This is a genomic window from uncultured Jatrophihabitans sp., assembly GCF_964244045.1.
GTDB lineage: Bacteria > Actinomycetota > Actinomycetes > Mycobacteriales > Jatrophihabitantaceae > Jatrophihabitans.
This window is the reverse complement of sequence record NZ_CAXTHK010000001.1, coordinates 50,211-72,845: the sequence shown is the minus strand read 5'-3', so window position 1 is coordinate 72,845 and position 22,635 is coordinate 50,211. Positions and strand designations below refer to the sequence as shown.

The window sequence follows — 22,635 nt, the reverse complement described above, 5'->3', positions numbered from 1 at the left end:
AATCCGACGAGCTGGTTTAGCTCGCCCAGGGTGAGACCGATACGTGTATGGACGACGTCGGAGTGGGGCAGCTCGTTAGGATCGCCTCGATGACGTCGCCGGAATGGTCGGAGATCGCGCTGGCCGCCTGTCTCGAGCGGTTGCAGGTCAGCATGGTCACCGCGGCCCAGCTGGTGCACGTCGTCGACGCCTGGGCCGAGGGCCCGGACACGTTGTGCATCGTCTACCGGCCGCCGGGCGAGACGCGTTCCGTCGTCGGGCTGCGCCGGCGCTGGCATGACGCCGTCCAGCCGGGGGAGTGGCGCCTGGGCAACCTGATGGCATGGGGCTATGACGTGGGGCCGGACGTCGACCCGGTCGCCTTCGGCCACAACGTCGCGGACTTCGACCTCGGCGAGCCACTCGGCATGATCCGCCGGGCGCTGCGCTACGACGCACGGGGCGTCGGCTGGTGGGGCAGCCTAGGCGACGAGCTGCCCACCCGGCCGGCCGGCTGAGCGGTCAGCGCAGCAGCGCCGTCGCACGCTCCTGCTGGACGCGTCGGTCGATGACGTCGTCGCCGGCGTTGCGCACGATGACCAGCGAGCCGCCGACGACCAGCGGGGTGAGCACCGCATCGACCCAGTCGGCCGGCGACGTCCAATCGCGGGTGCTCAGCAACCGGCCACCGTCGGCCAGGCCGAGCTCGTCCGCGCGGGCGGCTGCGGCGTCGACGGCGGCTCCTCGCGCCAGGCCCGGCAGGCACGGATCGTCGGGGCCGGCGGGCATCGCCACCCCGGCCCAGGCGTCGCCCTGTGGACGCACCGCGACGACGTAGTCCTGGGTGTCGGCCGGCTCGGCGCCGCGAAAGCCCTGAGCGGCGGCCATCGGTGCCACCGAGGCCGTGGCCACCGCGTACACGTCGAGGACGCCGGCCGCGTCAGGCGCCGTGTGCTCGCTGACGAACGCGACGTCGGCGTCCGGCTCGTCCGTGAGCGCGAGCCCGGCGGTGAGACACCCGAGCAGTATGGGCACCGAGATCCAGTGCGCCGGCAGGGCCACGAGAGCGGTGCTCCCGACGCCCAGCCCGAGCTCGTCGGTGAGCAGGTGATGGGTTTTGGCCACCCAGTTGGCCAGCGAGCGCACCGACAGTTCCGAGCGCTCCCCGGTCGCCTCGTTGTAGTAGGTGACGAACGGGCGCGAACCCTCGGTGGCGACGAGTTCGGCGAAGCGTCGCTCCGGCGTCAGTTGATGCACTTGCTGTCGATGGGTGCCGGCGCCGTGGATGTGGCCGAGGGCGACGTCGAGGACCCCGCCGACGGCGACGTGGACGTCGATCCGCTGGTCGGCGGGGTGGCAGGCGTCGGGCTGATCAGTTTGTCGATGAAGGTCTTGACCTTGCTCGGTGACACCTCCAAGATGCTGGTGCCATCGTCGAGGTAGGCATCCTTGGTCGGGATCGTCTTACTGATGATGTTGTTCGCGCTGAGGTTCTGCAGCTGACGGCCGAGATCCGTCAGGTCGAGCGTCGGGTCGAGGTAGACGGACTTCTCGACCGCGTCGCCGAGCGAACGCAGCTTGAACAGGATGCCGACCGACGCCACCTTGCGGAAGGCGGCGGTGAGGAAGTACTGCTGGCGCCGCACGCGGTCGAGGTCACCGCGCGGCAGGAAGTGTCGCTGCCGCACGAACTCCAGCGCCTGCACACCCTGAATGCTGTGCTTGCCTGCGGACAGCACCAGCCCGGACCCGCCGGAGAGCCCGGCGGCCTGGTTGGCGGCGCGCGAGTCGTCGACCGCGCGGCAGAGGTTCACCGGCACCCCGCCGATGGCGTTGCTGATGCGGTAGAACCCCAGCAGGTCGATCTGCACGTAGTGGTTGATCGTCAGGCCGGTGAGGTCCTGCAACGTGTTCACCAGCAGGTTGGCACCGGCCGTGCGCCGCTGGTCGAGGGTCGAGGAGTCGGTGATCCCGGGACCGTTGTAGTAGGCGTCGGCGTACGCGCCGTTGACCTTGCCCATGCCGAAGCCCTTGATATTGACGTAGCTGTCGCGCGGCACCGAGATCAACGTTGCCCTGGAGCCGTTGGCGGGAACGTGGATGATGATCAACGTGTCGGTGGCGAGGCTGCCGGAGCTCTCGGAGGCGTGCAACGTCCTGATCTCGGCCTTGGTCATGTTGGAGCGGTCGTCGTTGCCGACGAGCAGGATGTTCTGGTCCTTGCCGTCGATGTCGCCGGTACCGCCGCTGGGCGCTTGGTTGACCTGCAGACCGTTCAGACGCGGCACGTTGTTGTTGATGTCGCGGTAGGTGTACCAGTAGTACCCGGCCACGACGAGCAGCGAGACCGACAGCAACGCGCCCAGCACGCGGCCCAGCGGGCGTGCCACCGACGATCGAGACGGGCGGCTGCCACCGCGATGTCGACCGCGCGGGTCGAGGTGCGGCGGCAGTGGCTCCAGTGGCTCCCGCGAGGAATAGGACATCCGACCGAGGGTACAAGCACGACCTCTATGGGGCCGCTGAGCGCCCGAGTGGTCACCAGCTCAGTCGATGCAGCCCAGCCCGTCGTCGGCGGTGGCCGTCACGGTGGTGCTGCTGGGGGCGCTCGGCGTAACGGTGCGCGGCGCACCCGGCCCGGCCACCTCGCGTCCGTTCGTCCCGAGCACGAGGGTGACGCGTGCAAGGCCCGGCGTCAGCACCGCCTTGGCCTTGGGCACGTGTCGCAGCACGGCCCTGGCCTGGGCCTGCGCGCCGTCCGGGTACTCGACGGTCGTCGCTGCGGTGTTGGCAGCCGAATCGACGGTGGAGACCTTGAACCCGAGGGCGACGAGGGCGGCCGCGTTGCGGGCGGCCAGTCGCGGCGTGGCCGTGCCGTTGAGCACGTCGACGGTGACCGTGCCGGGCGCCGCGGGCGTCGCCTTCGCCAGCTTCGCGTCGGTCTTGCCCTCGAGTTGCGCGATGAATGCGGGTATCGCGCCGGTGTTGACCTCGACGATCGCGGTCTCCACGCCGTCCGGGTAGATCAGCTTCGGGCCGTTGTTCGGGATCGTCTGCAGGGTGATCTTGCCGGAGGTCAGCGACTGCAGCTGCCGGGCGAGCGAGAGCAGGTCCAGACCCGGATCGGTCAGCAATGAGCCCTCGACGGCGGTCAGCAGCTTGCGCAGTTTGAAGGGGTTGAGCAGCGTCCCGGCCGACGCGATCTTGGTGAACGCCGACTTCAGGAAGTACTGCTGGCGGCGGATGCGGTCGAGGTCGCCGTGCGGCAGCCCGTGCCGCTGACGAACAAATGCCAGTGCCTGGGTGCCCTTGATGACCGACACGCCCTTGGGCAGATCGATCCCGGAGTTGCCGTGACCGCCGTCGCCGACCTCGGTCGTCTTGTTCTGCGCCGCGTTCAAGCACACGCGCACCCCGCCGATGGCGTTGCTGATGCGGTAGAAGCCCAGCAGGCTGACCTGCATGTAGTGGTTGATGAACAGCCCGGTCAGGGCGTGGATCGTCTTGATGACCTGGATGATCCCGGCGCTCTGGGCCTGCGTCTCGGTCTGGTGTGCGGCCTTGGCCGCGTTGTAGGCGTCGGGGTACGCAGAGTTGATCTTGCCTTTGCCGAAGCCGGGAATGGTGACCCACGAGTCGCGGGGGAACGAGACCAGCGACGCTCGCGACCCGTTGGCCGGGATGTGCAGCACCATCATCGTGTCGGCGTTGACGGTGGTGGTGTCGTGCCCGGCGTGCAGGGCCTTCAGCTCGGCCTTGCTGGCGCCGGCGCGGGTGTCGTTGCCGATCAGCAGCACGTTCTGGTCGGCGCCGTCGGGATCCTTCTCGCCGGCGGTCAGGGCCGGTACCCGGTCGCCGTGCGGGACGCTCGCCGTGAAGCTGCTGAACGTCACCCACGCCACGCCACTGCCCACGATCACCAGCAACGACAGCGACGCGAGCAGCGCCCGTATCCCGACGCGCCAGCCGTGTGAGACATGCGGCGTGCGAAGGCCGCGGCGCGCCGGTGCGTTGCCGTCGGTACCCCGGTGGTCGGGGCCTGCAGGCTCGTCGGGATCGATGGTCATCGACGCGAGGCTAGGCCGGGAGACGTGCCAATCCTGGGAGACACGTGGGACGGATGTGGCTGGTGATCTAGTCAGCCCCACGCTTTTCATTTACGGTGACCTCACAACGGCGTGTCACCCGTAGAAATCCAGAAAGAAGTGGTAATGCGCATCCCTCCCTGCGCCAGCCTGCGCGCCCGCGTCCGGGGTCAGTTCCGCCGCGTCGTTCTGGTCGCTGGGTTCTCGGCCGCCCTCGTTGCGGCCACGCTGACCCCTGCCGGGGCGGTGACCGTGACGCCTGCGCACACCACGACGTCCGTCACCGTCACCTGGCGCGGCAACGGCCACGGTCACGGCCTGAGCCAGTACGGCGCGCGCGGCGCGGCAGCGGCCGGACTGTCGTTCCGTCGGATCATCAGCTTCTACTACCCGCACACAACGCTGGTGCGGCCGAAGCAGCCCGTCATCCGGGTGCTGCTGGCCGACTTCGGTCCGGCGACAACCGTGGCCGCGTGGTCGGGCCTGACGGTCACCGGCGTCCGCGGCAAACTGCCCACCCGCGGCATCTTCCGGTACCGCCTGATCGCCGATGCCGGCAGCGGCCTCACGCTGCAGCGGCTGCGTTCGGCCGCGGGCTCACGGTGGACCACCTACCGCACCGGCCTGCCGAACCGTGCCGCCTTCAACCGCGGGGTCGGGTACTCGGTGCAGATCTTCGCGCCGAACGGCACGAGCAACTACTACCGCGGTCTGCTCCGCGCCGTCCGCACCACCGCCAGCGGCGCCGGCAGGGTGAACACCGTCAACGTCGTGGGCCTCGAGCGATACACCGCTGGCGTGGCGCCGCGGGAGATGCCGGCGTCCTGGGCGCGGGCCGCCGTCGACGCACAGGCCATCGCAGCCCGTACCTATGCGCAGTACGCCATCGACCACCCGCGCAACCGCGACTGGGACATCTGCGACACTACGGCCTGCCAGTTCTACGGCGGCTACGAGTATCTCGACGCCCGCGGCCACGTCGTGTGGCACGACGACACCACCGGGGTACTCGACACCAACCGGCTCGTCGTCACCTACCGCGGCGCGGCGATCTTCGCCCAGTTCAGCGCCTCGAACGGCGGCTGGACGGTCGCCGGCGGGCAGCCGTACCTGATCGCCAGACCCGACCCGTACGACACCGCGAAGTCCGGCGATCCGTACCTCGCGATGACGGGCACCGTCTCGCTGGCGTCCCTGGCCCGTGCGTACGGGCTGAGCAAGATCACCCGCATCGCGACGACGACGAACGGCCACGGCGCCTGGGGCGGACGCACGACCGGCGCGACGATCGACGGCGTGCGCTCGGGCAAGGCGGTGCGGGTCACGACCTCCGGATTCGCGCTCGCCGACGCCCTCGGTGCGTGGACCGACTGGTACCGGCTCGTGGCGAACTGAGCGAGGCTTGCGGAGCGAGTGTCGTCACTGAGCCCGTAATGCGGGCGTGAGATGTGGGATCGTCCAAGCCTGATTGCCGACGAGAGGACGGGACATGTCGACGGATGCGGTGATCCTGGTCGGCGGTTTCGGCACCCGGTTGCGCCCGCTGACGTTGTCCGCGCCCAAGCCGATGCTGCCGACCGCCGGCGTGCCCTTCCTGACGCACCTCATCTCCCGCCTGCGTGAGGCCGGAATCACGCACGTCGTGCTGGGCACGTCGTACCGGGCGGAGGTCTTCGAGGACTACTTCGGCGACGGGTCCCGCTTCGGCGTCGACCTCAAGTGCGTCGTGGAGCAGGAGGCGCTCGGCACCGGCGGCGGCATTCGCAACGTGGCCCCGGCCCTGCGCGCCGACACGGTGCTGGTGTTCAACGGCGACAACATGATCGGCGTCGATCTCGTCGACTTCGTCGAGACGCACGTCAAGACCGACGCCGACGTCACGCTGTGCCTGACGAAGGTCGAGGACGCGCGTGCCTACGGATGTGTGCCCACCGACGTCGACGGACGGGTGGAGGCGTTCCTCGAGAAGGATCCGAACCCGGTGACGGACCAGATCAATGCCGGCCTGTACGCGTTCAAGCGATCGGTCATCGACACCATCCCCACCGGTCGTCCGGTGTCGGTCGAGAAGGAGACGTTCCCCGGGTTGCTGGCGTCCGGCGCGAACGTGCGCGGTTACCTGACCACCAGCTACTGGCGCGACTTCGGCACGCCGACCGACTTCGTCTGCGGCTCGGCCGACCTCGTGCGCGGCATCGCGCCGTCGCCGGCGGTGCCGCAGACCGGTGAGCGGCTGCTGATGCCCGGCTCGTCGGTGTCGCCGAAGGCCCACATCTACGGCGGGTCGACGATCGGCACCCGCACCGCGGTCGGGGCCGGCGCCGACATCGACAGCTCGGTGGTCTTCGACGACGCCCGCATCGGCGCCGGCGCCGTCATCCGGCGCTCGATCATCGGCAAGGGCGTCACCGTCCACCCCGGCGCGCTGATCGAGGACGCCGTCATCGGCGACGGCGCCAGCATCGGCGCCGGCACGGAGCTGCGGCACGGCGCCCGGATCTGGCCCGGCGTCGACCTCGCCGAGGGCTCGATCCGCTTCTCGTCCGACCTCTGAGGGGTCTGTCAGGAACCTGCGCCACACTGTGCTTCATGCAGCGCGTGTGGGAGGCCGGGCGGCTGATCGATCTGCGGTCGACGTTGGGCTCGCTACGTCGCGGCGCCGGTGATCCCGCGCACCGCTTCGATGCGGCCGGCCGGTTCTGGTGGGCGTGCGAGACACCCGTCGGTCCGGGAACGATGTGCGTGGCGGCGGCCGGCGCGCAGGCAAGCGCGCAGGCCTGGGGCGACGGCGCCGACTGGTTGTTGGCGCAGCTTCCGGCGCTGCTCGGCGACGACGACGACTGGTCGGCGCTCGACGTGTCCGCGGTGCCCGTGCTGCACGAGCTGCGCCGCGCCCGGCCGGGCTTCCGGCTCGCGCGGACCGGGCTGGTGATGGAGGCGCTCGTGCCTGCGGTGCTCGAGCAGAAGGTCACCGGGCTCGAGGCGCGTCGCTCCTGGCGTCTGTTGCTGCACCGCTTCGGCACGCCGGCACCCGGCCCGGCCGAGGGGATGCTCGTGCCGCCGTCGGCGCAGGCGCTGCTCGAGCTGCCCACCTGGGAGTGGCACCGCCTCGGTGTCGACGGCAAGCGCCAACGCGCCATCTGCGTCGCGGCCTCGGTCGCCCGCCGGCTGGAGGAGTGCGTCGGTATGACGCACGCCGAGGCCACCGCCCGGCTGCGGCTCATCCCCGGCATCGGCATCTGGACCGCGGCCGAAACCACCCAGCGCGCGCTCGGCGACCCCGACTCCGTCAGCGTCGGCGACTACCACCTGCCGAACATGGTCGGCTGGGTGCTGGCCGGCCGCCCGCGCAGCACCGACGAGCAGATGCTCGAGCTGCTGGCGCCGTGGTCCGGCCACCGGCAGCGGGTCATGCGGCTCATCGAGCTCAGCGGCATGCGCGCGCCGCGGTACGGGCCGAAGTTCAACTACACCGACATCCGAGCCATCTGACACAGTCCAGTCATGAGCGAACGTTTCGAGGTCGCCCGCATCATCGCCGCCCCGCCCGCCGCCGTATTTGCCCTGCTCTGCGATCCGCAGGGCCACGTGCAGATCGACAGCTCCGGCATGCTGCAGTCCGCCGACGGTTCGCCGGTCTCGGCCGTCGGCGACCGGTTCACCGTGCACATGGACCGCGAGTCGCTCGGCGACCTGCCCATGGGCAAGTACGACGTCGACGTGATCATCACGCAGTTCGAGCCCGACCGCCTGATCGAGTGGACGATCTCGGGCACCATCCAGCCGCCGATCAAGCACCTCTACGGCTATCGGCTCGCGCCGTCAGCCGACGGCGGCACCGTGGTGACGTCGTACTACGACTGGAGCCAGATCGACGAGCGCTACAAGCAGCGCGTCAACTTCCCGGTCATCCCCGAAACGGCGCTGAAGGCGACGCTCGGCATCCTGGCCCGCAACGTCGAAGTTCGTTAGACAGCTGCCAGCACCGCGTCCGACAACTGCGGCCAGGCAGTGCGCGCCCAGTCGCCGAAGTCCAGATCAGTCACGGCGACGAGCCCCACCCCGGCCTCAGGATCCAGCCACAGCATCGTGCCGCTCTGGCCGAAGTGTCCGTAGGTGGCGGGGGAGTTGCTGGTGCCCGTCCAGTGCGGCGACTTGCGGCTGCGGATCTCGAAGCCGAGTCCCCAGTCGTTGGGGTCCTGACCGCCGAAACCGGGCAGCACCCCGCGCAGGCCCGGGTACTGCACCGTGCGCAGCTCGTCCAGAGTCGTCGCCGAGAGCAGGCCGGTCGGCGTCTGCAGCTCGTGCAGCACCGCGGCGAGGTCGGCCACCGTCGAGATGCCGTCGCGCGCCGGCGAGCCGGGCAATGACGTGCCGCTGAGCTGCAGCGGGCGCAGGACCGCTTCGGTGAGGTAGTCGGCGAACGGCATGCCCGCCGCCACGCTCACCACCTCGGCGGCTCGCTCGATGCCGACGTTGGAGTACACGCGGCGGGTGGCCGGCGCGAACGAGCGCAGCGGCCGTTCCGGCGCCATCCCCGACGCGTGGGCAAGCAGGTGGCGCAGGGTGGCGCCGGGCAGGAGGTCCGGGTCGGCTGCGTCGTCCAACGCGACGGCCTCTTCCTCCACCGCGACGAGCACGGCCAGGGCAGCGAGCGGCTTCGTCACCGACGCGAGCGGGAATGGGTGCTCCTGCGGCCCGCGTGCGGCGAGCACGCCGGCCGGCCCGACCACGGCCGCCGCGGCGTGCGGCACGGGCCAGTCGTCGATCGCGCGCAGTGCGTCGTCCAGGGCCGTCATTAGACGTAGCCGCTCACGGCAGCCGGCGGCGGGCGAGGTCGACGAGGCGCGGCAGCTCGGGCGAGATACCCGGCGGCAGGTCGTCCCAGGCGAACCAGCGCAGGTCGAGGGATTCGTCGCTGATGGTCGGCTCGGCGCCGGGGTGGGCGACCGCGAGGTACTGGACGTCGAAGTGCCGGGTGGGCACGCCGAGTGAGCAGGTGATCGGGTGGATGTCGAGCGACAGCGGCACCGGGTCGAAGGACAGCGAGCCGATGCCGCTCTCCTCGCGCGCCTCGCGGGCCGCCGCGTCGAGCATGGTGCGGTCGCCTGGTTCGCAGTGCCCGCCGAGCTGCAGCCAGCGGCCGACGCGCGGGTGCAGGGTGAGCAGCACCGCCTGCCGATCCGGATCGACGACCAGCGCGCTGCCCGTCAGGTGCCCGGGCACGCACGAGCGCCACATGGCGTCCGGCCGCGCCGCCAGGAATGCGAGGAACGCCTGCTTGACGGCGCCACCGGCGCAGTCGTCAGGGTCGATGTCGGTGATCACCGCAACGGCATCGGCGTGCAGTTCCGGCGCCGAGCCACCGGCCCACCCAACGTCCTCGCGCCCGACGGTTATCGCCTCAGCGGTGCCCATGCGGAACAGGTCGTCCTCAACGCCACGGACGAGCATCCGGGTGCCGTTGCCGTCGTCGGTCAACTTCCCGTTGCGGGCCAGACCGCGTACGACGGCGACGGGGATGCCGGACAGCTTGCCCTTGACGAGGTCGGCCGCCGCGGCGATCTCGTCAGCGACCGCGACCTGGGTGACGCCAAGGACGTTGCCGTAGGAGTCGACGCGTCCGCGCGGGTCGGTGAGCGCGGTCAGTCCGGCGACCCCGATGGCGGCGTCCGTGAGCCCGTTGCGCCACGGCCGGCCCATGGTGTCAGTGACGACCACGCCGACGTCGACGCCGAGCTGCTCGCGTAGGCCCTCGCGCAGCAGCTGCGCAGAGGCGTCGGGGTCGACGGGCAGCAGGGCCAGCTCGTCGCGGGCGACGTTTGAGGCATCGACCCCGGCCGCCGCCATGACGAGCCCGTGCCTGGTCTGAACGATGCGCAGGTCGCCGCGGCGCGCGACGAGGCGCACCGTCTCGCCGTCGATGGCCGCCTGGCGGGCCGTCTCGCGCGCATCGGGGTCATCGGATTCCAGGACCACGATGCGTCCCTCGACCTTCGAGACCACCTTGGACGTCACGACCACGACGTCGCCGTCCTGCAGGTCGGCGTGCTCGGCGATGACCGCCGCCAGGTCGTCGCCGGGGCTGAGCTCGCCGATTCCGAGCACAGGACGTACCTCAAGGTATGGTGCCGCGTGGTCGCCGTCGATCACACTCGTACCCCAGCGACGTGCATTGCGGCCCGGACCATGTCGGCGGTCGCGTCGTCATTTGTCATCATCAGGGGCACGGCGCGCACGGTGATGCCCTCGACGTGCGCGGTGTCGGTGTCGTGCACCAGCCAGCCGTCGAGCAGGCCGCCCGCCGACCGCGCGCCGTAGTGCCGCGCGACTCCCTCGGCGCTGACCTCGACGCCGATCGCCGGCAGGCAGGCGTCGGCCATGCCACGCACCGGTACGCCGCCCACGATCGGGGACACCCCGACGACCGGTGCCGGCCCGGTGACCAGCGCCTCGCGCAGGTCGTCGAGACCGAGGATCGTGCCGATCGACACCACCGGATTCGAGGGCGCGACGAGCACCACGTCAGCCGTGACGATGGCCTCGAGGACGGCGGGGGTGGCGGTGGCGTCGTCGACCCCTACCTGTACGAACGCCTCGGCCGGCTGCGCCGCGCGATAACGCACCCACCACTCCTGGAAGTGGATCGCTCGGCGTGCGCCCGCCAGCTCGACGACCACGTGCGTCTCGCAGCGGTCGTCGGTCATCGGCAGCAACGAAACGCCGGGCTGCCAGCGGGTGCACAGTGCGGCCGTCACGTCGGTGAGCGAGTAACCGGCCTCGAGCATGCGGGTGCGGACGAGGTGGGTGGCGATGTCCAGGTCGCCCAGCCCGAACCAGGATGGCTCGGCACCGTAGGCGCGCAGCTCGTCCTTGATGCGCCAGCTCTCGCCCTTGCGGCCCCAGCCGCGATCAGCGTCGTGGGCCTCGCCGAGGGTGTACATCACGCTGTCGAGGTCGGGGCAGATACGCAGGCCGTGCAGGGTGACGTCGTCGCCGGTGTTGACGATCGCGGTGATCGTGTCGTCCGGGCAGGCGACCCGAACCCCGCGCAGGAACCGGGCACCGCCGATGCCGCCGGCGAGGACTGCGATGCGCACCGCTCGAACCTACGCGATGGGTAATTCGCCCTTGCGACGCCGCAGCAGCGCCCCGACCTCGTGCATGGTCACAACCTGCGCGCCGTGCGCGACGGCGGAGTCGCGTAGGTGCGCGGGCAGGTCGTAGTGCCAACGCCACGGATGGTCCTGGAACGTCCAGCGCGGCATGCCCACCGCGCCGGCCATCGCATGCAGCTCGTCGCGGGTGTCGGCCAGCAGGTGGCAGTAGTCGGTGAACCGCAAACCGGCGTTCGGGTACGAGCGCACGGTGTCGACGTAGCAGGTCATGGCCGGGCCGACGCTAGTCCGCCGCCTGCCGGCTGGCCCGTTCCCGGTCCGTTGGGCCCGCTCCCGGTGATCATCACGCGCTGCGCAGGTCTGCAGCCCTGCACAGCGCGTGATGATCACTAAAAGGTTGTCCACAGGCCCGGGTATGACCGACGCGTGCATCGTCGTGGTCGCCGACGATCGCCTGATGGACGACTGGGACCCGTGCGCATTGCCGCGCGTCCTCGGTCGCACGGAGGCCCTGCGGCGCGGGGTCTCGCGGCACGGCATTGACCATCGGTTGGCAACCGCGAAGTGGCGCCGGGTGCTGCCGCACACCTATCTGACCGCCGAATCGTTCCTCGAGGTTGACCGCTGGGCAGCCGCGCTCATCTACGCAGGCGAGGGTGCCGCGTTGACCGGGGCCGCGGCGCTGCGCGCATCGGACGTCCGGCGCATCGCGTCCACCCCGACGGTCGTCGTCCTGGTGCCGCCGTCGAACCGGTGCCGCTCGTACGGGTTCGTTCAGGTGCGGAACACGGTCCGTCCGTTCGCCGTAGTGCAGTGGCACGGCCCCAGGCGCGTGGAGCATGCGCGCGCGGCCGCAGACCTCGCGTGCACTATGCGCTGCCTTGACGACGTCCGCACCCTCGTCGCCCGCGTGGTGCAGGACGGGCACTGCACCGTCGCCGAGCTGGCTGTCGAACTGGAGTCGGGACCGCGGCGCGGCAGCGCCTTCCTGCGCCGAGCCCTCGTCGAGGTCGGGTGGGGTGCGGCGTCGGCGCCCGAGGCACAGGCAGCGGTCATCCTTCGCGCCGCGGGCATCGGGGGCTTCGTGCAGAACGCACGGATCGAGCTGCCCGGCGGCAGGTGGCGCACACTGGATTTTCACTGGCCGCAGCTGCGGGCCTGCCTCGAGATCGACAGCGTCGAGTTCCATTCCTCCCGTGACGACTGGGCGGCCACCTGGAACCGTCATCTCGAGCTGACGACGATTGGGCTCTCGGTGGTCCACCGGCCGCCGTCGGCGCTGCGGGATCCCGGTCGATTCGTCGCCGAGATCCGGGCCTGGCTGGCCGTCAGGGCCGACGAACTGAAAGGCCGCTGATCATCACGCACTGCGCAGGGCTGCAGCCCTGCCCAGTGCGTGATGATCACCAGGTCATGGCCGGGCCGACGGTAACCCGGTCAGCGCTTGACGCCCACCAGCAGGCCGTCGCTAACCGGGAGCAGAGTGGACAGCAGGCGCAGGTCGTCGCGCACCAGCTTGCCGAGCTCGCGCAGCATGGTGGTCTCCTGGTCGCGCTGCGCGGGGTCGGCGACGCGGTCGTGCCACAGCACGTCGTCGAACGCGACGATCCCGCCCGGGCGCAGCAGGCGCAGGGCCTGCTCGAAGTAGAACTCGTAGGCCGACGGGTCGGCGTCGACGAAGACCAGGTCGTAAGCAGCGTCGCGCAGGCGCGGCAGCACCTCGGCGGCCGAGCCGTTGATGAGGCGGTATCGACCGGGCGCAGCCTGCGCCTCGCCGAACGCCTCCTTGGCTGCGCGCTGGTGCTCGCCCTCGACGTCGATGGTGGTGAGGACGCCATCGGCGGCCATGCCGTCGAGCAGGTAAAGCCCGGACACGCCCGCCCCGGTGCCGACCTCGACGATCGCCCGGGCGCCGGCGGCGGCGGCAAGCACCCGCAGCGTGGCCGCGCCGGCCGGGCCGATCGGCGTGCAGCCGAGCTCGCGGGCCCGCGCGCGGGCCGCGATGACCACGTCATCCTCGACCGCGTAGGACTCGGCGAAGGAGAGGCTGGCTACGGAGAGCATCGCGTCGGCCATGGCCGTGAGCCTAGAGCCTTGTCCAGGGCTACGGCTGGACGTCATGCATCGAGTCGACCAGCTGTGCCAGGTCCTCGGGCGTCGTCAGCGGGTTGACGACGGCGAAGCGTGTGCACACGTGCCCGGCGTGCCGGGTCGGCGTCACGAAGCCGAGCTGCTCATCGAGGATGCGACTGCTCCAACGCGCGTACTGGTCGGCGTCCCAGCCGATCCGCTCGAACACCAGGACCGAGAGGTCGGGTTCGACGAGAAGCCGCGTGTGGGCGCGGTCGTCGATGATCGCGCGGCCTTCGCGGGCGACGGCGAGGGTGTGCTCGACGGCCGCGCAGTAGGCGTCGGTGCCGTGCACGGCGAGGGAGAACCAGAACGGCAGTCCGCGGGCGCGACGGGTGAGCTGGACGGCGAAGTCCGAGGGGTTCCATTCCCCGTCGACGGTGACCGGGTCGAGGTAGCCGGCGGTCTGGGTGTGCGCGGCGCGGGCCTGCACCGGGTCGCGGTAGATCAACGCGCACGAGTCGAAGGGTGCGAACAGCCACTTGTGCGGGTCGACGATGAATGAGTCGGCGTGCTCGACGCCGTCGAACAGGTGCCGGACGCTCGACGCAGCCAGGCCGGCGCCCCCGTACGCGCCGTCGACGTGCAGCCACCAGCCCTGCTCGCGCGCCACCGCGGCCACGCCGACGATGTCGTCGACCACACCGAGGTTGGTGGTGCCGGCGGTGGCGACGACGGCGAACACCCCCGCTCGCACGTCGGCGGGCAGTGTCTCGACCACCTCGCGCAGGGCGACGCCCGTCATCCGTCCGCGCGAGTCGCCCGGCACCTCGATGACGTCCACGTCCATGACGATCTGCAGCGCGTGCTTGACCGACGAGTGCGTCTCGGCCGTCACGCATGCGGCCCAGCGCTGCGGCGGGCAACCGTGTTGCTGGGCCACCCGGTGTCGCGCGGACTCCCGGGCCGCTACGAGGGCCGAGAGGTTGCCGATGGTGCCGCCCTGGACGAACACCCCGCCCGCCTGAGGTGGCAGCCCGGCGAGGTCGGCGATCCAACGCAGTGCCTGGTTCTCGGCGTATACCGCCCCGGACCCTTCCAGCCACGAGCCGCCGTAGACGGACGTCGCACCCACGAGCATGTCGAAGCCGGCCGCCGCCTTGGTCGGCGCGCTGGGGATGAAGGACAGGTAGCGCGGGTGGTCGACGGACAGGCAGGCCGGGGCGAGCACGTCCTGCCACAGCCGCACCGCCTCGTCCGCGCCGATGCCCTCGGGCCGCACCGTCGCGCCCGCGAGGTCGTCCAGCTCCGCCGGAGTGCGTGGGCGATCCAGCGGTGTCCGCGTGGCCAGGCGCTCGATGCACAGCCGGGCCAGTTCGTGCGTGGTCCGATCGTCGATGGGGGTGTAGGAGTGCACAACCGCGCAGCGTAGTAACTGTGGGAACGCTGCGCGCGATGGCTGCGTTTAGCCGATGTACAGGTTGTTCTGGTTCTGTCGGACGTGATCGGTAGCCGCCCCCAGCGGTTCGCCGGGCCACGAACACGAGGTGAAGGCATGACCGTTGAGTCCGCCCCGAGTCCGGTGTGGGTTCCGCCCACCTGGGACCAGGTGGTCCGCACCCATGCGGATCGGGTCTACCGGCTTGCGTATCGGCTCTCGGGCAACCGCGCCGACGCCGAGGATCTGACCCAGGAGACGTTCGTCCGGGTGTTCCGGTCGCTGGCCGAGTACCAACCGGGGACGTTCGAGGGCTGGCTGCACCGCATCACCACAAACCTGTTCCTCGACATGGTGCGGCGCCGGCAGCGCATCCGCTTCGACGCGCTGCCCGAGGACGCCGGTGACCGGCTCGCCGGCAGCGACCCTGGGCCCGAGCGGGTCTACGACGAGATGCACCTCGACCCGGAGATCCAGGCAGCCCTCGACGCACTGCCGCCGGACTTCCGCGTCGCGGTGGTGTTGTGCGACCTCGAGCAGCTGTCGTACGAGGAGATCGCGGCGACGCTGGGCATCAAGGTCGGCACCGTCCGCTCCCGCATCCACCGTGGTCGCGTGCTGTTGCGCGAGGCCCTGGCTCACCGCGCTCCCGGCCGCCGTCCGATCGAGCCGGGCGGTTCCGCCGACATCGAACTGGCGGGGGCGCCGGGCTGATGAGCACGCAGCACCTGTCCGACGAAGCAGTCGCCGCGTATGCCGACGGCGTCCTGCGCGGGCACGCCCGCGAGCGCGCCGCACGACACACCGAGGCCTGCGCCGAGTGTGCGCACGCCGTGCGGGTGCAACGTGAGGCCGCGTGGGCGCTGCGGGCGGCGCCGGCACCAGCGCTGCCCACCAGCCTTGCCGACCGGTTGCGCACCCTGCCGGACACCACACCGATCACGATGCCGCCGACCGTCGTCGACGATGACGGCACGACCATGATGGTGGTGGGCCCGATCGCAGCACTGGTGCCGCAGCGAACTAAACGCGAGCGTCGGGTGACCCCGATCCTGAGCACCGCCGCTCAGAGCCTGTTCCGCGGCGGCCGCTGAGCTACGTAGGCGGGGTGCGCGACCGGTGACGGCGCGTGGCTATCCGGGCGATGGGGCAGACTCGATGACGGACGCCTCTCGGCGGCGAAGGAGCAACGCGTGAGCGACGAGCAGGGCCGGCACGCGGCTTCGCCCCAACCCGCCGAGGCCCCGCCGGGAAACGACGTGTTCGCGCGTCCTTCCGGTATCGACGGCGGCTTCGACGCGCGCTCCGAGCCGGCGCCCTACACCCCGCCGCCGATGACGGTGTCGCCGGAAGAACGCGCGACGTTCGGGCGTCCCACCGAGGCCGGGGCCTTCGCCCCGCTTTCCGGCGAGCGCCTGGTTCCGCAACCCAACTACCGCCCGCCCGTCCCCGCCGAGCTGGCCGACACGTTCGCCGCGACCCCGCAGGCGCAGAACGGATTTGCGCCCCAACCAGGGGCGCGGCTCGACGCCTCCGGACCGCACCGCGAGTCGCCGTGGTGGAAGCCGGACGCCGTCCGCGACCCGTGGCGCGACCCGAGCTCGCAGTTCTGGCTCGGGCGCGGAGCGGTGTTCAGCGGCGGCCGCCCAGCACAGATTGACCCGACCGACGACGTCGAGACCGAGGACGAACTGCTCGGCGGCGTCGAGGACGAGCCGGTCCCCGACAACGTGCGGCGCGGCCGATTCGGGTTGCCGTCACTGCTGGTCGTACTCATCGCGACGCTGGTCGCGGGCGTCGTCGGTGGCGGGGTCGGCTGGTTCGCCACCCGCGAGACGAACGACGCCCTGCACCGCCCCGACGCCTCCATCGCCCAGGTCGAGACGCCGACGAAGCGCCCCGCGGGTTCGGTGGCCGGTGTGGCCAAGCGGGTGGGGCCGGCCGTGGTGTCGATCCTGGTCACCACCGATTCCGAGGCGGCGATCGGCAGCGGCGTGGTGATCGACAAAGACGGTGACGTGCTGACGAACAATCACGTGATCGCCGCAGCCAACGGTGACAGGATGGCGACGATCCGGGTGACGTTCAGCAACGAGGCCACTGCGTCGGCGCAAATCGTGGGAACGGACCCGGTCAGCGACCTCGCCGTGATCAAGGTGCCGAATACCGAGCTCACCGTCGCCACGCTCGGCCGGTCCGACCAAGTGGCCGTGGGCGATCAGGCGATTGCCATCGGCTCGCCGTTGGGCCTGCAGGGCACGGTGACCGCCGGCATCATCTCGGCGCTCAACCGTCCGGTGCACGTCTACGCCGACGACGGGACGTCCGACGCCTACCTCGACGCAATTCAGACCGACGCGCCCATCAACCCGGGCAACTCCGGGGGGGCGCTCGTCAATTCCTCGGGCGCGGTCATCGGTATCAACTCCGCCGCGTCGGTCGGCAGCTCGGACTCCGGTACCTCCGCGTCGGGGATCGGTTACGCCATTCCGATCAACTACGCGAAGGCGATCGCCACCGACCTCATCCGCACCGGAAAGACGTCGCACGCGTCGCTCGGGGCTCAAGCCAAGACCTACCTGACCAGCGCGAAGACCGGTGCGTATCTGGCGCAGGTCTCACCCGGCAAGGCTGCGGCGAAGGCCGGGCTCAAGGCCGGCGACGTCATCGTCGTGGTCGACAAGACGGTCATCCAGTCGGCTGACCAGCTGATCGTTGTCGTCCAGCAACTCAAGCCCGGCGCCCGGGTGAAGGTGACGTACTACCCTAAGGGTTCGTCGGCGAAGAAGACGGTCACCGTCACACTGCAGTGAATGGACGAGCGCTGACCCGACGGGCTCAGCTGATTCGACGGCAGCGCGGGGGAAGGTGGACGGGTGTTCAACATCGGGCCACTGGAGTTCCTGGTACTTGCGATGGTCGCCATCGTGGTCGTGGGCCCCGACCGGCTGCCCAAGCTGGCGAAGGACGCCGCCGAGATGCTGCGCACGCTGCGCGACCTCGCCACCGGAGCGCGTCAGCAGCTGCGGGATGAGCTCGGCCCCGAGTTCGCCGACATCGATCTACGCAACCTGAATCCGCGCACCGCCGTGCAGCGCGCGGTCTTCGGCGACGACGTCGATCTCGGCCGCCTCAACCCACGCAACGCCCTGCGCGACGCGATCTTCGGCGACGACGCTGGTTCCGACAACGACTCCCGCCAGAGCTGGCGTGACGAGCTGCACGACGTCGACCCGCGGGCCGCGGTGCGCGACCTCGAGAATGACGAGGCCCGGGTGCGCATGACCAAGAGCGAGCCGCTGAAACCGGTAAGTCAGCCGCCAGCGGGGCGACCGCGTCCGCGGCCGAAGCCCGGAGTCGCGCCGACTGGATTCGACGAGGTCACCTGATCGATGATCAGATTGATGGTTAGCGAACGGGCGTGAGCCCCAACGACCGGCCGACCAGGCTGCGGCTGCGTGCGGCGAGGGCGTCGGCCACCCCCTGCAGCGCCTCGGCGGCGGCGGAGCCCGGGGCGCTGAGCACGACCGGCAGACCCCCGTCGCCACCCTCGCGTACCGCCTGGTCCAGCGGGATCTGACCGAGCAGCGGCACCCGGGTACCGGTGGTGGTGGTCAGCGAGTCGGCGACGGCCTGGCCACCGCCGCTGCCGAATACCTCCAAGCGGGAGCCATCGGGCAGCTGCAGCCAGCTCATGTTCTCGACGACGCCGACGATCTGCTGGTGGGTCTGCAGCGCGATGGACCCCGCGCGTTCGGCGACCTCGCGGGCCGCGAGCTGCGGCGTGGTGACGATGAGCAGCTCGGCGGAGGGCACCAGCTGCGCAACCGAGATCGCGATGTCGCCGGTGCCGGGCGGGAGGTCCATGAGCAGGACGTCGAGATCGCCCCAGAAGACGTCGGCCAGGAACTGGTTCAGCGCCCGGTGCAGCATCGGCCCGCGCCAGACAACGGCGGTGTTGCCGGGGGTGAACATCCCGATCGAGATGACCTTCACGCCGTGCGCGCTGGGCGGCATGATCATGTTGTCGACCTGGGTGGGCTTGCCCTCGACCCCGAGCATGCGTGGGACGGAGAAGCCGTAGATGTCGGCGTCGACCACGCCGACCGAGAGCCCCTTCTGGGCCAGCGCGACGGCCAGGTTCACCGTGACCGACGACTTGCCCACGCCGCCCTTGCCGGAAGCCACGGCGTAGACGCGGGTACGCGACCCGGGCTGTGCGAACGGGATCTCGTTCTGCGGGGCGTCGCCGCGCAGCTGCTGGCGCAACTCGGTGCGCTGCGCGTCGGACATCACCCCGAGCTCGACCGACACCGACGTGACGCCCTCGACCCGGGTGACCGCTTCGGTGACACCGCGGGTCAGCTCGGCCTTCATCGGGCAACCGGCCACCGTGAGCAGGACCCGGACGACCACCCGGCCGTCGTCGCCGATCTGCACACCGTCGACCATCCCCAGCTCGGTGATCGGACGGCCGATCTCGGGGTCGTTCACGGTCGACAGGGCAGCGCGGACGGAACTCTCTTGGGGCACACCCCGATGGTACGTAGGCTGATGTCGTGGCGCCGCTGGAGTCCCAGCCCCCGGGTCCACTCCGGCCTTCTGACTGGCGCATCGGCGTCTGGCGGACCTTCCTGCTGGCCCATGCGTCGCTGATGCGCACCCTTGAGGGTGAGCTGCAGGCGGCGCAGTCGATGCCGCTGGCCTGGTACGACGTCCTGCTGCACCTGGTTGAGGCGCCCGATAGGCGGTTGCGGATGGCCGAGCTCGCCGACCAACTGCTGATGTCGCGCTCGGGGCTCACCCGCATGGTCGACCGGCTACAGACCGCAGGGTGGGTGCGTCGCGAGCCGGCCCCCGGGGATGCCCGCGGTATGTATACCGTGCTGACGAGGGCCGGCTTCGACGCGTTGCGGGCCGCCGCGCCGGTGCATCTCGCCGGCGTGCGCGACCACTTCCTGGTCAACTTCACCGATGACGAACTACGTGAGCTCGGCGCGTTCATGGAGCGCGTGACCGACCGCCCGTCCGGTGACTGAACTCGACCCAGCCCGGACCGCTGCGATCCGCGATTCGCTAGGTGTCGGCGTAGCCGTCGGCGCATACGGTTTCGCGTTCGGCGCGGCGTCGGTGGCCGCAGGGTTGTCGGTGCTGCAGTCCTGCCTGCTGTCGTTGCTGGCCTTCACCGGTGGAACGCAGTTCGCGGTCGTGGGCGTCGTCGCCGGTGGCGGTTCGATCGGGGCCGCGCTCGCCGGCGGCCTGCTGCTCGGCTCGCGCAACACGCTCTATGCCATGCGGCTCGCGCCGTTGCTGAAGGTGGGCGGTTTGCGCCGGCTGCTCGCCGCCCTCGGCACGATCGACGAGTCGACGGCCATGGCGGTCGCGCAGCGCACCCCGTCCCTGTCGCGGGTGGCGTTCTGGTGGACATTCGCCGGTGTGTTCACGTTCTGGAACCTGACGACGCTGATCGGCGCGCTCGTCGGGTCGGTGGTCGATCCCGCGTCGTTCGGTCTGGACGCCGTGGTGCCCGCTGCATTCCTCGCCCTGCTTGCACCCCGGCTGCGCAGCGGCGAGCTGGAGCGGTGGATCGCAATCACCGGTGCGGCGATCGCGTTCCTGTTGATTCCGGTGGCGCCAGCCGGCGTGCCGGTGCTCGCCGCGTCGGCGGCCCTGGTCCTTGCGGTGCGGCTCAGATGAACCTCTGGATCCTTGTCCTGGCCACCGTCTTCGGGTGTTACGCGCTGAAGCTGGCCGGCTACCTGGTGCCGGCGCGGGTGCTCGAGCACCCGCAGGTCCGGCGCGTCGTCGAGCTGCTGCCGGTCGCGCTGCTCGCCGCACTCGTGGTAGTCGAGGCCGTGGCCGACGGTCGGCACTGGACGTTCGACGCCCCGCGCCTCGCCGGCTTCGCAGCCGGCGCGGTGGCGGTGTGGCGGCGGCTGCCGTTCCTAGTCGTGGTCGTGCTGGCCGCCGCCGTCGCGGCCCTGCTGCGGCTCGTTGTCTAACCGAGAACGTGCGTCAGTCGTCGCCCCGGTCGTCGCGCGCTGCCTCGGCCCGCTGGAGCTCCGAACGCAGGAAGTCGCGGGTGGCCACCTCGCCGAGGGCCATTCTGATCGCGGCAATCTCTCGGGCGAGATAGTCGAGGTCGGCCTTGGACTGACGGGCCTCGTCGCGGTCGGCGTCAAGGTTGACTCGGTCGCGGTCGTCCTGCCGGTTCTGGGCCAGCAGGATCAACGGAGCAGCGTACGAGGCCTGCAGCGACAGGATCAGGGTCAAGAAGATGAACTTGGTCGGGTTCCAGGGGTCGAAGCGCAGCCCGTGCGGCACGGCGCTGTTCCAGATGATCCATAACACGACGACTCCGGTCTGCAGCGCGAGGTAGCGACCGGTGCCGAGGAAGCGCGCAATAGTCTCAGTGAGCCGCCCGAAGGCCTCGGCGTCGAAGCGGAACCGAGGTCCGCGGCGTTCGAGCCTCGGCTGGTCGAGCCGCACGCGCGAATCAGGCATGTGTCGCCTCCTGCTCGTCGTCGTCCTCGTCCCGCTCCCGCCAACCCTCGGGTAGCAGGTGGTCGAGCACGTCGTCGACGGCGACCGCACCCACCAGCCGGTCGTTCTCGTCGGTGATCGGGACGGCGACCAGGTTGTAGGTCGCCATGTGTCGGGTCACCTCGTCCAACGGTGCACTCGGCCGCAGTGAGCCGATGCCGCGGTCGCACAAGCCGCTGACGAGCGAGGACGGCGGCTCGCGCAGCAGCCGCTGGATGTGCACGGTGCCCAGGAAACGTCCGGTGGGGGTGCCCGCGGGCGGCCGCACGACGTAGATCTGCGATGCGACGGCGGGTGAGAGCTCGGGGTGCCGCACCCGGGCCAGCGCCTCGGCGACGGTGGCGTCGGGCAGGCAGATGATCGGCTCGGAGGTCATCAGACCGCCGGCGGTGTAGTCCTCATAGGTCATCAGCCGGCGGACGGGCGCGGCCTCGGCAGGCTCCATCAGCTGCAGCAGCCGCTCCTGGTCGTCCTGCGTCATCTCGCCGAGTAGGTCGGCGGCGTCGTCGTCGTCCATCGCCTCGAGCACGTCGGCGGCGCGCTCGTCGGCGAACTGGGCCAGCAGCGACACCTGCTCGTCCTCGGGCAGCTCCTGCAGCACGTCGGCCAACCGGTCGTCGTCGAGCGCGGCAGCGACCTCGAGACGGCGCTTCTCGGGCATCTCGAGCAGCGCGGTGGCGACGTCGGCTGCGCGCAGGTCCGACAGCATGGCGACGACGGTGTCGGTGCCCTGGCGGGACTCCTGCAGCGCCAGGCCGTCGAACTCGTTCCAGTCGAGCTGCGACAGCTGGCCGCGACGGCGGGTCAATCGAGCGGTCTGCACGCGCACGGCCAGCCGGGTGATCACCCAGTCGCGGTTGCGGTTCTCCTCCATACCCGCATCGACGACGGAGGCCGCGGCGGACGTTTCGCGGATGGTCACCGTCCGGTCGAGCAGTTCGGTGAGGACGAGCAGCTCGTTGGCGCGCCGCTCGAAGCGCTTCATGTTGACGGTTCCCGACGACAGCACGACCTGCGCCGGCTCGATGCGTGTCACCCGACCCATCGGGACGAAGATGCGGTGCCGCTGAGCCACCTCGACGACCAGCCCGAGCACCCGCGGCGGCTGCCGGTCGACGCGTAGCATCGTCACCGCGTCGCGGACCTTGCCGAGTTGCTCGCCGCCGGGGTCGAACACGTCGATGCCCGCCAACCGGGCGACGAACACCCGCGCACTCATCGTCTGCCCCGGCTCGTCACGCCAGAAGGGTAGTCGGTCAGCGATGAGCAAGCCCTCAGTAGCGCTGTTCCCTGCGCAAGCGTCGCTCAGTGACTCCGTTCGCTGCGCAAGCGTCGCTCAGTGACTCTGTTCGCTGCGCAAGCGTCGCTCAGTGACTCTGTTCGCTGCGCAAGCGTCGCTCAG

Annotated in this window: 25 protein-coding genes; 13 read left to right on the top strand and 12 right to left on the bottom strand. The window is 70.6% G+C overall.

All coding sequences use genetic code 11. The features are described 5' to 3' along the window. The first annotated feature begins 89 nt into the window (after positions 1-89). A complete protein-coding gene (locus tag ACFFC4_RS00435) occupies positions 90-497 on the top strand; it encodes a hypothetical protein (RefSeq protein WP_375496652.1) in 408 nt (135 codons plus the stop codon). 4 nt (positions 498-501) lie between these two features. Here ACFFC4_RS00435 and ACFFC4_RS00430 read toward each other — a convergent pair whose 3' ends face one another. From ACFFC4_RS00430 to ACFFC4_RS00420, 3 genes are all read right to left on the bottom strand, one after another. Further along, on the bottom strand, positions 502-1,236 hold the full coding sequence (locus tag ACFFC4_RS00430; RefSeq protein WP_375496650.1) for a TIGR03089 family protein: 735 nt from the start codon (positions 1,234-1,236) through the stop codon (positions 502-504). Next, positions 1,224-2,369, bottom strand: coding sequence for an LCP family protein (locus ACFFC4_RS00425; protein ID WP_375496648.1), 1,146 nt, complete (start codon positions 2,367-2,369; stop codon positions 1,224-1,226). Before ACFFC4_RS00425 ends, ACFFC4_RS00430 begins: the two co-directional genes overlap by 13 nt. A 156-nt stretch (positions 2,370-2,525) precedes the next feature. After that, the gene (locus ACFFC4_RS00420; protein WP_375496646.1) at positions 2,526-4,046 is read right to left on the bottom strand and encodes an LCP family protein; all 1,521 of its coding nucleotides are present in this window, start codon (positions 4,044-4,046) and stop codon (positions 2,526-2,528) included. 144 nt (positions 4,047-4,190) lie between these two features. Between ACFFC4_RS00420 and ACFFC4_RS00415 the strand changes: the two genes are divergently transcribed. The 4 genes from ACFFC4_RS00415 (at position 4,191) to ACFFC4_RS00400 (ending at position 8,036) form a co-directional block, all read left to right on the top strand. Continuing rightward, on the top strand, positions 4,191-5,459 hold the full coding sequence (locus ACFFC4_RS00415; RefSeq protein ID WP_375496644.1) for a SpoIID/LytB domain-containing protein: 1,269 nt from the start codon (positions 4,191-4,193) through the stop codon (positions 5,457-5,459). Positions 5,460-5,553: 94 nt separating this feature from the next. Continuing rightward, positions 5,554-6,618, top strand: coding sequence for a sugar phosphate nucleotidyltransferase (locus ACFFC4_RS00410; RefSeq protein WP_375496642.1), 1,065 nt, complete (start codon positions 5,554-5,556; stop codon positions 6,616-6,618). A gap of 35 nt (positions 6,619-6,653) precedes the next feature. Continuing rightward, positions 6,654-7,556 (top strand): DNA-3-methyladenine glycosylase family protein, encoded by a 903-nt coding sequence (locus tag ACFFC4_RS00405; protein WP_375496640.1) that lies wholly within the window; start codon positions 6,654-6,656, stop codon positions 7,554-7,556. Between the two features lie 12 nt (positions 7,557-7,568). Continuing rightward, positions 7,569-8,036, top strand: a complete 468-nt coding sequence (locus ACFFC4_RS00400; protein WP_375496638.1) for an SRPBCC family protein — start codon at positions 7,569-7,571, stop codon at positions 8,034-8,036. On the opposite strand, the gene ACFFC4_RS00395 is transcribed toward ACFFC4_RS00400, so the two are convergent. The 4 genes from ACFFC4_RS00395 to ACFFC4_RS00380 are packed head-to-tail and all read right to left on the bottom strand — an operon-like array spanning position 8,033 to position 11,452. Then, positions 8,033-8,863, bottom strand: coding sequence for a serine hydrolase domain-containing protein (locus tag ACFFC4_RS00395; protein ID WP_375496636.1), 831 nt, complete (start codon positions 8,861-8,863; stop codon positions 8,033-8,035). The two genes, ACFFC4_RS00400 and ACFFC4_RS00395, sit on opposite strands and share 4 nt — an antisense overlap. A gap of 13 nt (positions 8,864-8,876) precedes the next feature. After that, positions 8,877-10,217 carry a coenzyme F420-0:L-glutamate ligase gene (locus tag ACFFC4_RS00390; RefSeq protein ID WP_375496634.1) on the bottom strand — a complete coding sequence of 447 codons (1,341 nt, stop codon included), beginning with the start codon at positions 10,215-10,217 and terminating at the stop codon, positions 8,877-8,879. After that, the gene (gene cofD, locus ACFFC4_RS00385) at positions 10,214-11,164 is read right to left on the bottom strand and encodes a 2-phospho-L-lactate transferase (protein WP_375496632.1); all 951 of its coding nucleotides are present in this window, start codon (positions 11,162-11,164) and stop codon (positions 10,214-10,216) included. The genes ACFFC4_RS00390 and cofD overlap by 4 nt, the downstream gene beginning before the upstream one ends. Positions 11,165-11,173: 9 nt before the next feature. Beyond that, the gene (locus ACFFC4_RS00380) at positions 11,174-11,452 is read right to left on the bottom strand and encodes a DUF4031 domain-containing protein (RefSeq protein ID WP_375496630.1); all 279 of its coding nucleotides are present in this window, start codon (positions 11,450-11,452) and stop codon (positions 11,174-11,176) included. Positions 11,453-11,597: 145 nt separating this feature from the next. Between ACFFC4_RS00380 and ACFFC4_RS00375 the strand changes: the two genes are divergently transcribed. Beyond that, positions 11,598-12,539 carry a hypothetical protein gene (locus ACFFC4_RS00375; protein WP_375496628.1) on the top strand — a complete coding sequence of 314 codons (942 nt, stop codon included), beginning with the start codon at positions 11,598-11,600 and terminating at the stop codon, positions 12,537-12,539. An 80-nt stretch (positions 12,540-12,619) separates the two neighbouring features. Here ACFFC4_RS00375 and ACFFC4_RS00370 read toward each other — a convergent pair whose 3' ends face one another. Continuing rightward, entirely contained in the window at positions 12,620-13,258 is a 639-nt protein-coding gene (locus ACFFC4_RS00370; RefSeq protein WP_375496626.1) for an O-methyltransferase, read from the bottom strand. Between the two features lie 28 nt (positions 13,259-13,286). After that, positions 13,287-14,669, bottom strand: coding sequence for a pyridoxal phosphate-dependent decarboxylase family protein (locus tag ACFFC4_RS00365; protein WP_375496624.1), 1,383 nt, complete (start codon positions 14,667-14,669; stop codon positions 13,287-13,289). Between the two features lie 138 nt (positions 14,670-14,807). On the opposite strand from ACFFC4_RS00365, the gene sigE reads away from it, so the two are divergent. The 4 genes from sigE (at position 14,808) to ACFFC4_RS00345 (ending at position 18,079) form a co-directional block, all read left to right on the top strand. Continuing rightward, positions 14,808-15,404, top strand: a complete 597-nt coding sequence (gene sigE / locus ACFFC4_RS00360; protein ID WP_375496622.1) for an RNA polymerase sigma factor SigE — start codon at positions 14,808-14,810, stop codon at positions 15,402-15,404. Then, the gene (locus ACFFC4_RS00355; protein WP_375496620.1) at positions 15,404-15,784 is read left to right on the top strand and encodes an RNA polymerase subunit sigma-70; all 381 of its coding nucleotides are present in this window, start codon (positions 15,404-15,406) and stop codon (positions 15,782-15,784) included. Before sigE ends, ACFFC4_RS00355 begins: the two co-directional genes overlap by 1 nt. Before the next feature lie 99 nt (positions 15,785-15,883). Beyond that, positions 15,884-17,503, top strand: coding sequence for a trypsin-like peptidase domain-containing protein (locus ACFFC4_RS00350; RefSeq protein WP_375496618.1), 1,620 nt, complete (start codon positions 15,884-15,886; stop codon positions 17,501-17,503). Positions 17,504-17,566: 63 nt separating this feature from the next. Further along, positions 17,567-18,079, top strand: coding sequence for a sec-independent translocase (locus tag ACFFC4_RS00345; RefSeq protein ID WP_375496616.1), 513 nt, complete (start codon positions 17,567-17,569; stop codon positions 18,077-18,079). 19 nt (positions 18,080-18,098) lie between these two features. Here the strand turns inward: ACFFC4_RS00345 and ACFFC4_RS00340 are convergent, their stop codons facing one another. After that, positions 18,099-19,223, bottom strand: a complete 1,125-nt coding sequence (locus ACFFC4_RS00340) for an Mrp/NBP35 family ATP-binding protein (RefSeq protein ID WP_375496614.1) — start codon at positions 19,221-19,223, stop codon at positions 18,099-18,101. A 26-nt stretch (positions 19,224-19,249) separates the two neighbouring features. Here ACFFC4_RS00340 and ACFFC4_RS00335 point away from each other — a divergent pair, with 26 nt between their 5' ends. From ACFFC4_RS00335 to ACFFC4_RS00325, 3 genes are read left to right on the top strand one after another with little or no spacing between them, the layout of a single operon-like run. After that, positions 19,250-19,729 (top strand): MarR family winged helix-turn-helix transcriptional regulator, encoded by a 480-nt coding sequence (locus ACFFC4_RS00335; RefSeq protein WP_375496612.1) that lies wholly within the window; start codon positions 19,250-19,252, stop codon positions 19,727-19,729. Further along, positions 19,722-20,387: an AzlC family ABC transporter permease gene (locus ACFFC4_RS00330; protein ID WP_375496610.1), complete on the top strand. Its 666-nt coding sequence runs from the start codon at positions 19,722-19,724 to the stop codon at positions 20,385-20,387. The genes ACFFC4_RS00335 and ACFFC4_RS00330 overlap by 8 nt, the downstream gene beginning before the upstream one ends. Beyond that, the gene (locus tag ACFFC4_RS00325) at positions 20,384-20,692 is read left to right on the top strand and encodes an AzlD domain-containing protein (RefSeq protein WP_375496608.1); all 309 of its coding nucleotides are present in this window, start codon (positions 20,384-20,386) and stop codon (positions 20,690-20,692) included. Before ACFFC4_RS00330 ends, ACFFC4_RS00325 begins: the two co-directional genes overlap by 4 nt. A gap of 13 nt (positions 20,693-20,705) precedes the next feature. Here ACFFC4_RS00325 and ACFFC4_RS00320 read toward each other — a convergent pair whose 3' ends face one another. Then, positions 20,706-21,194: a DUF1003 domain-containing protein gene (locus tag ACFFC4_RS00320; RefSeq protein WP_375496606.1), complete on the bottom strand. Its 489-nt coding sequence runs from the start codon at positions 21,192-21,194 to the stop codon at positions 20,706-20,708. Beyond that, complete coding sequence (locus tag ACFFC4_RS00315) at positions 21,187-22,452, bottom strand: magnesium transporter MgtE N-terminal domain-containing protein (RefSeq protein WP_375496604.1); 1,266 nt, start codon at positions 22,450-22,452, stop codon at positions 21,187-21,189. Before ACFFC4_RS00315 ends, ACFFC4_RS00320 begins: the two co-directional genes overlap by 8 nt. Between the last annotated feature and the right edge of the window lie 183 nt (positions 22,453-22,635).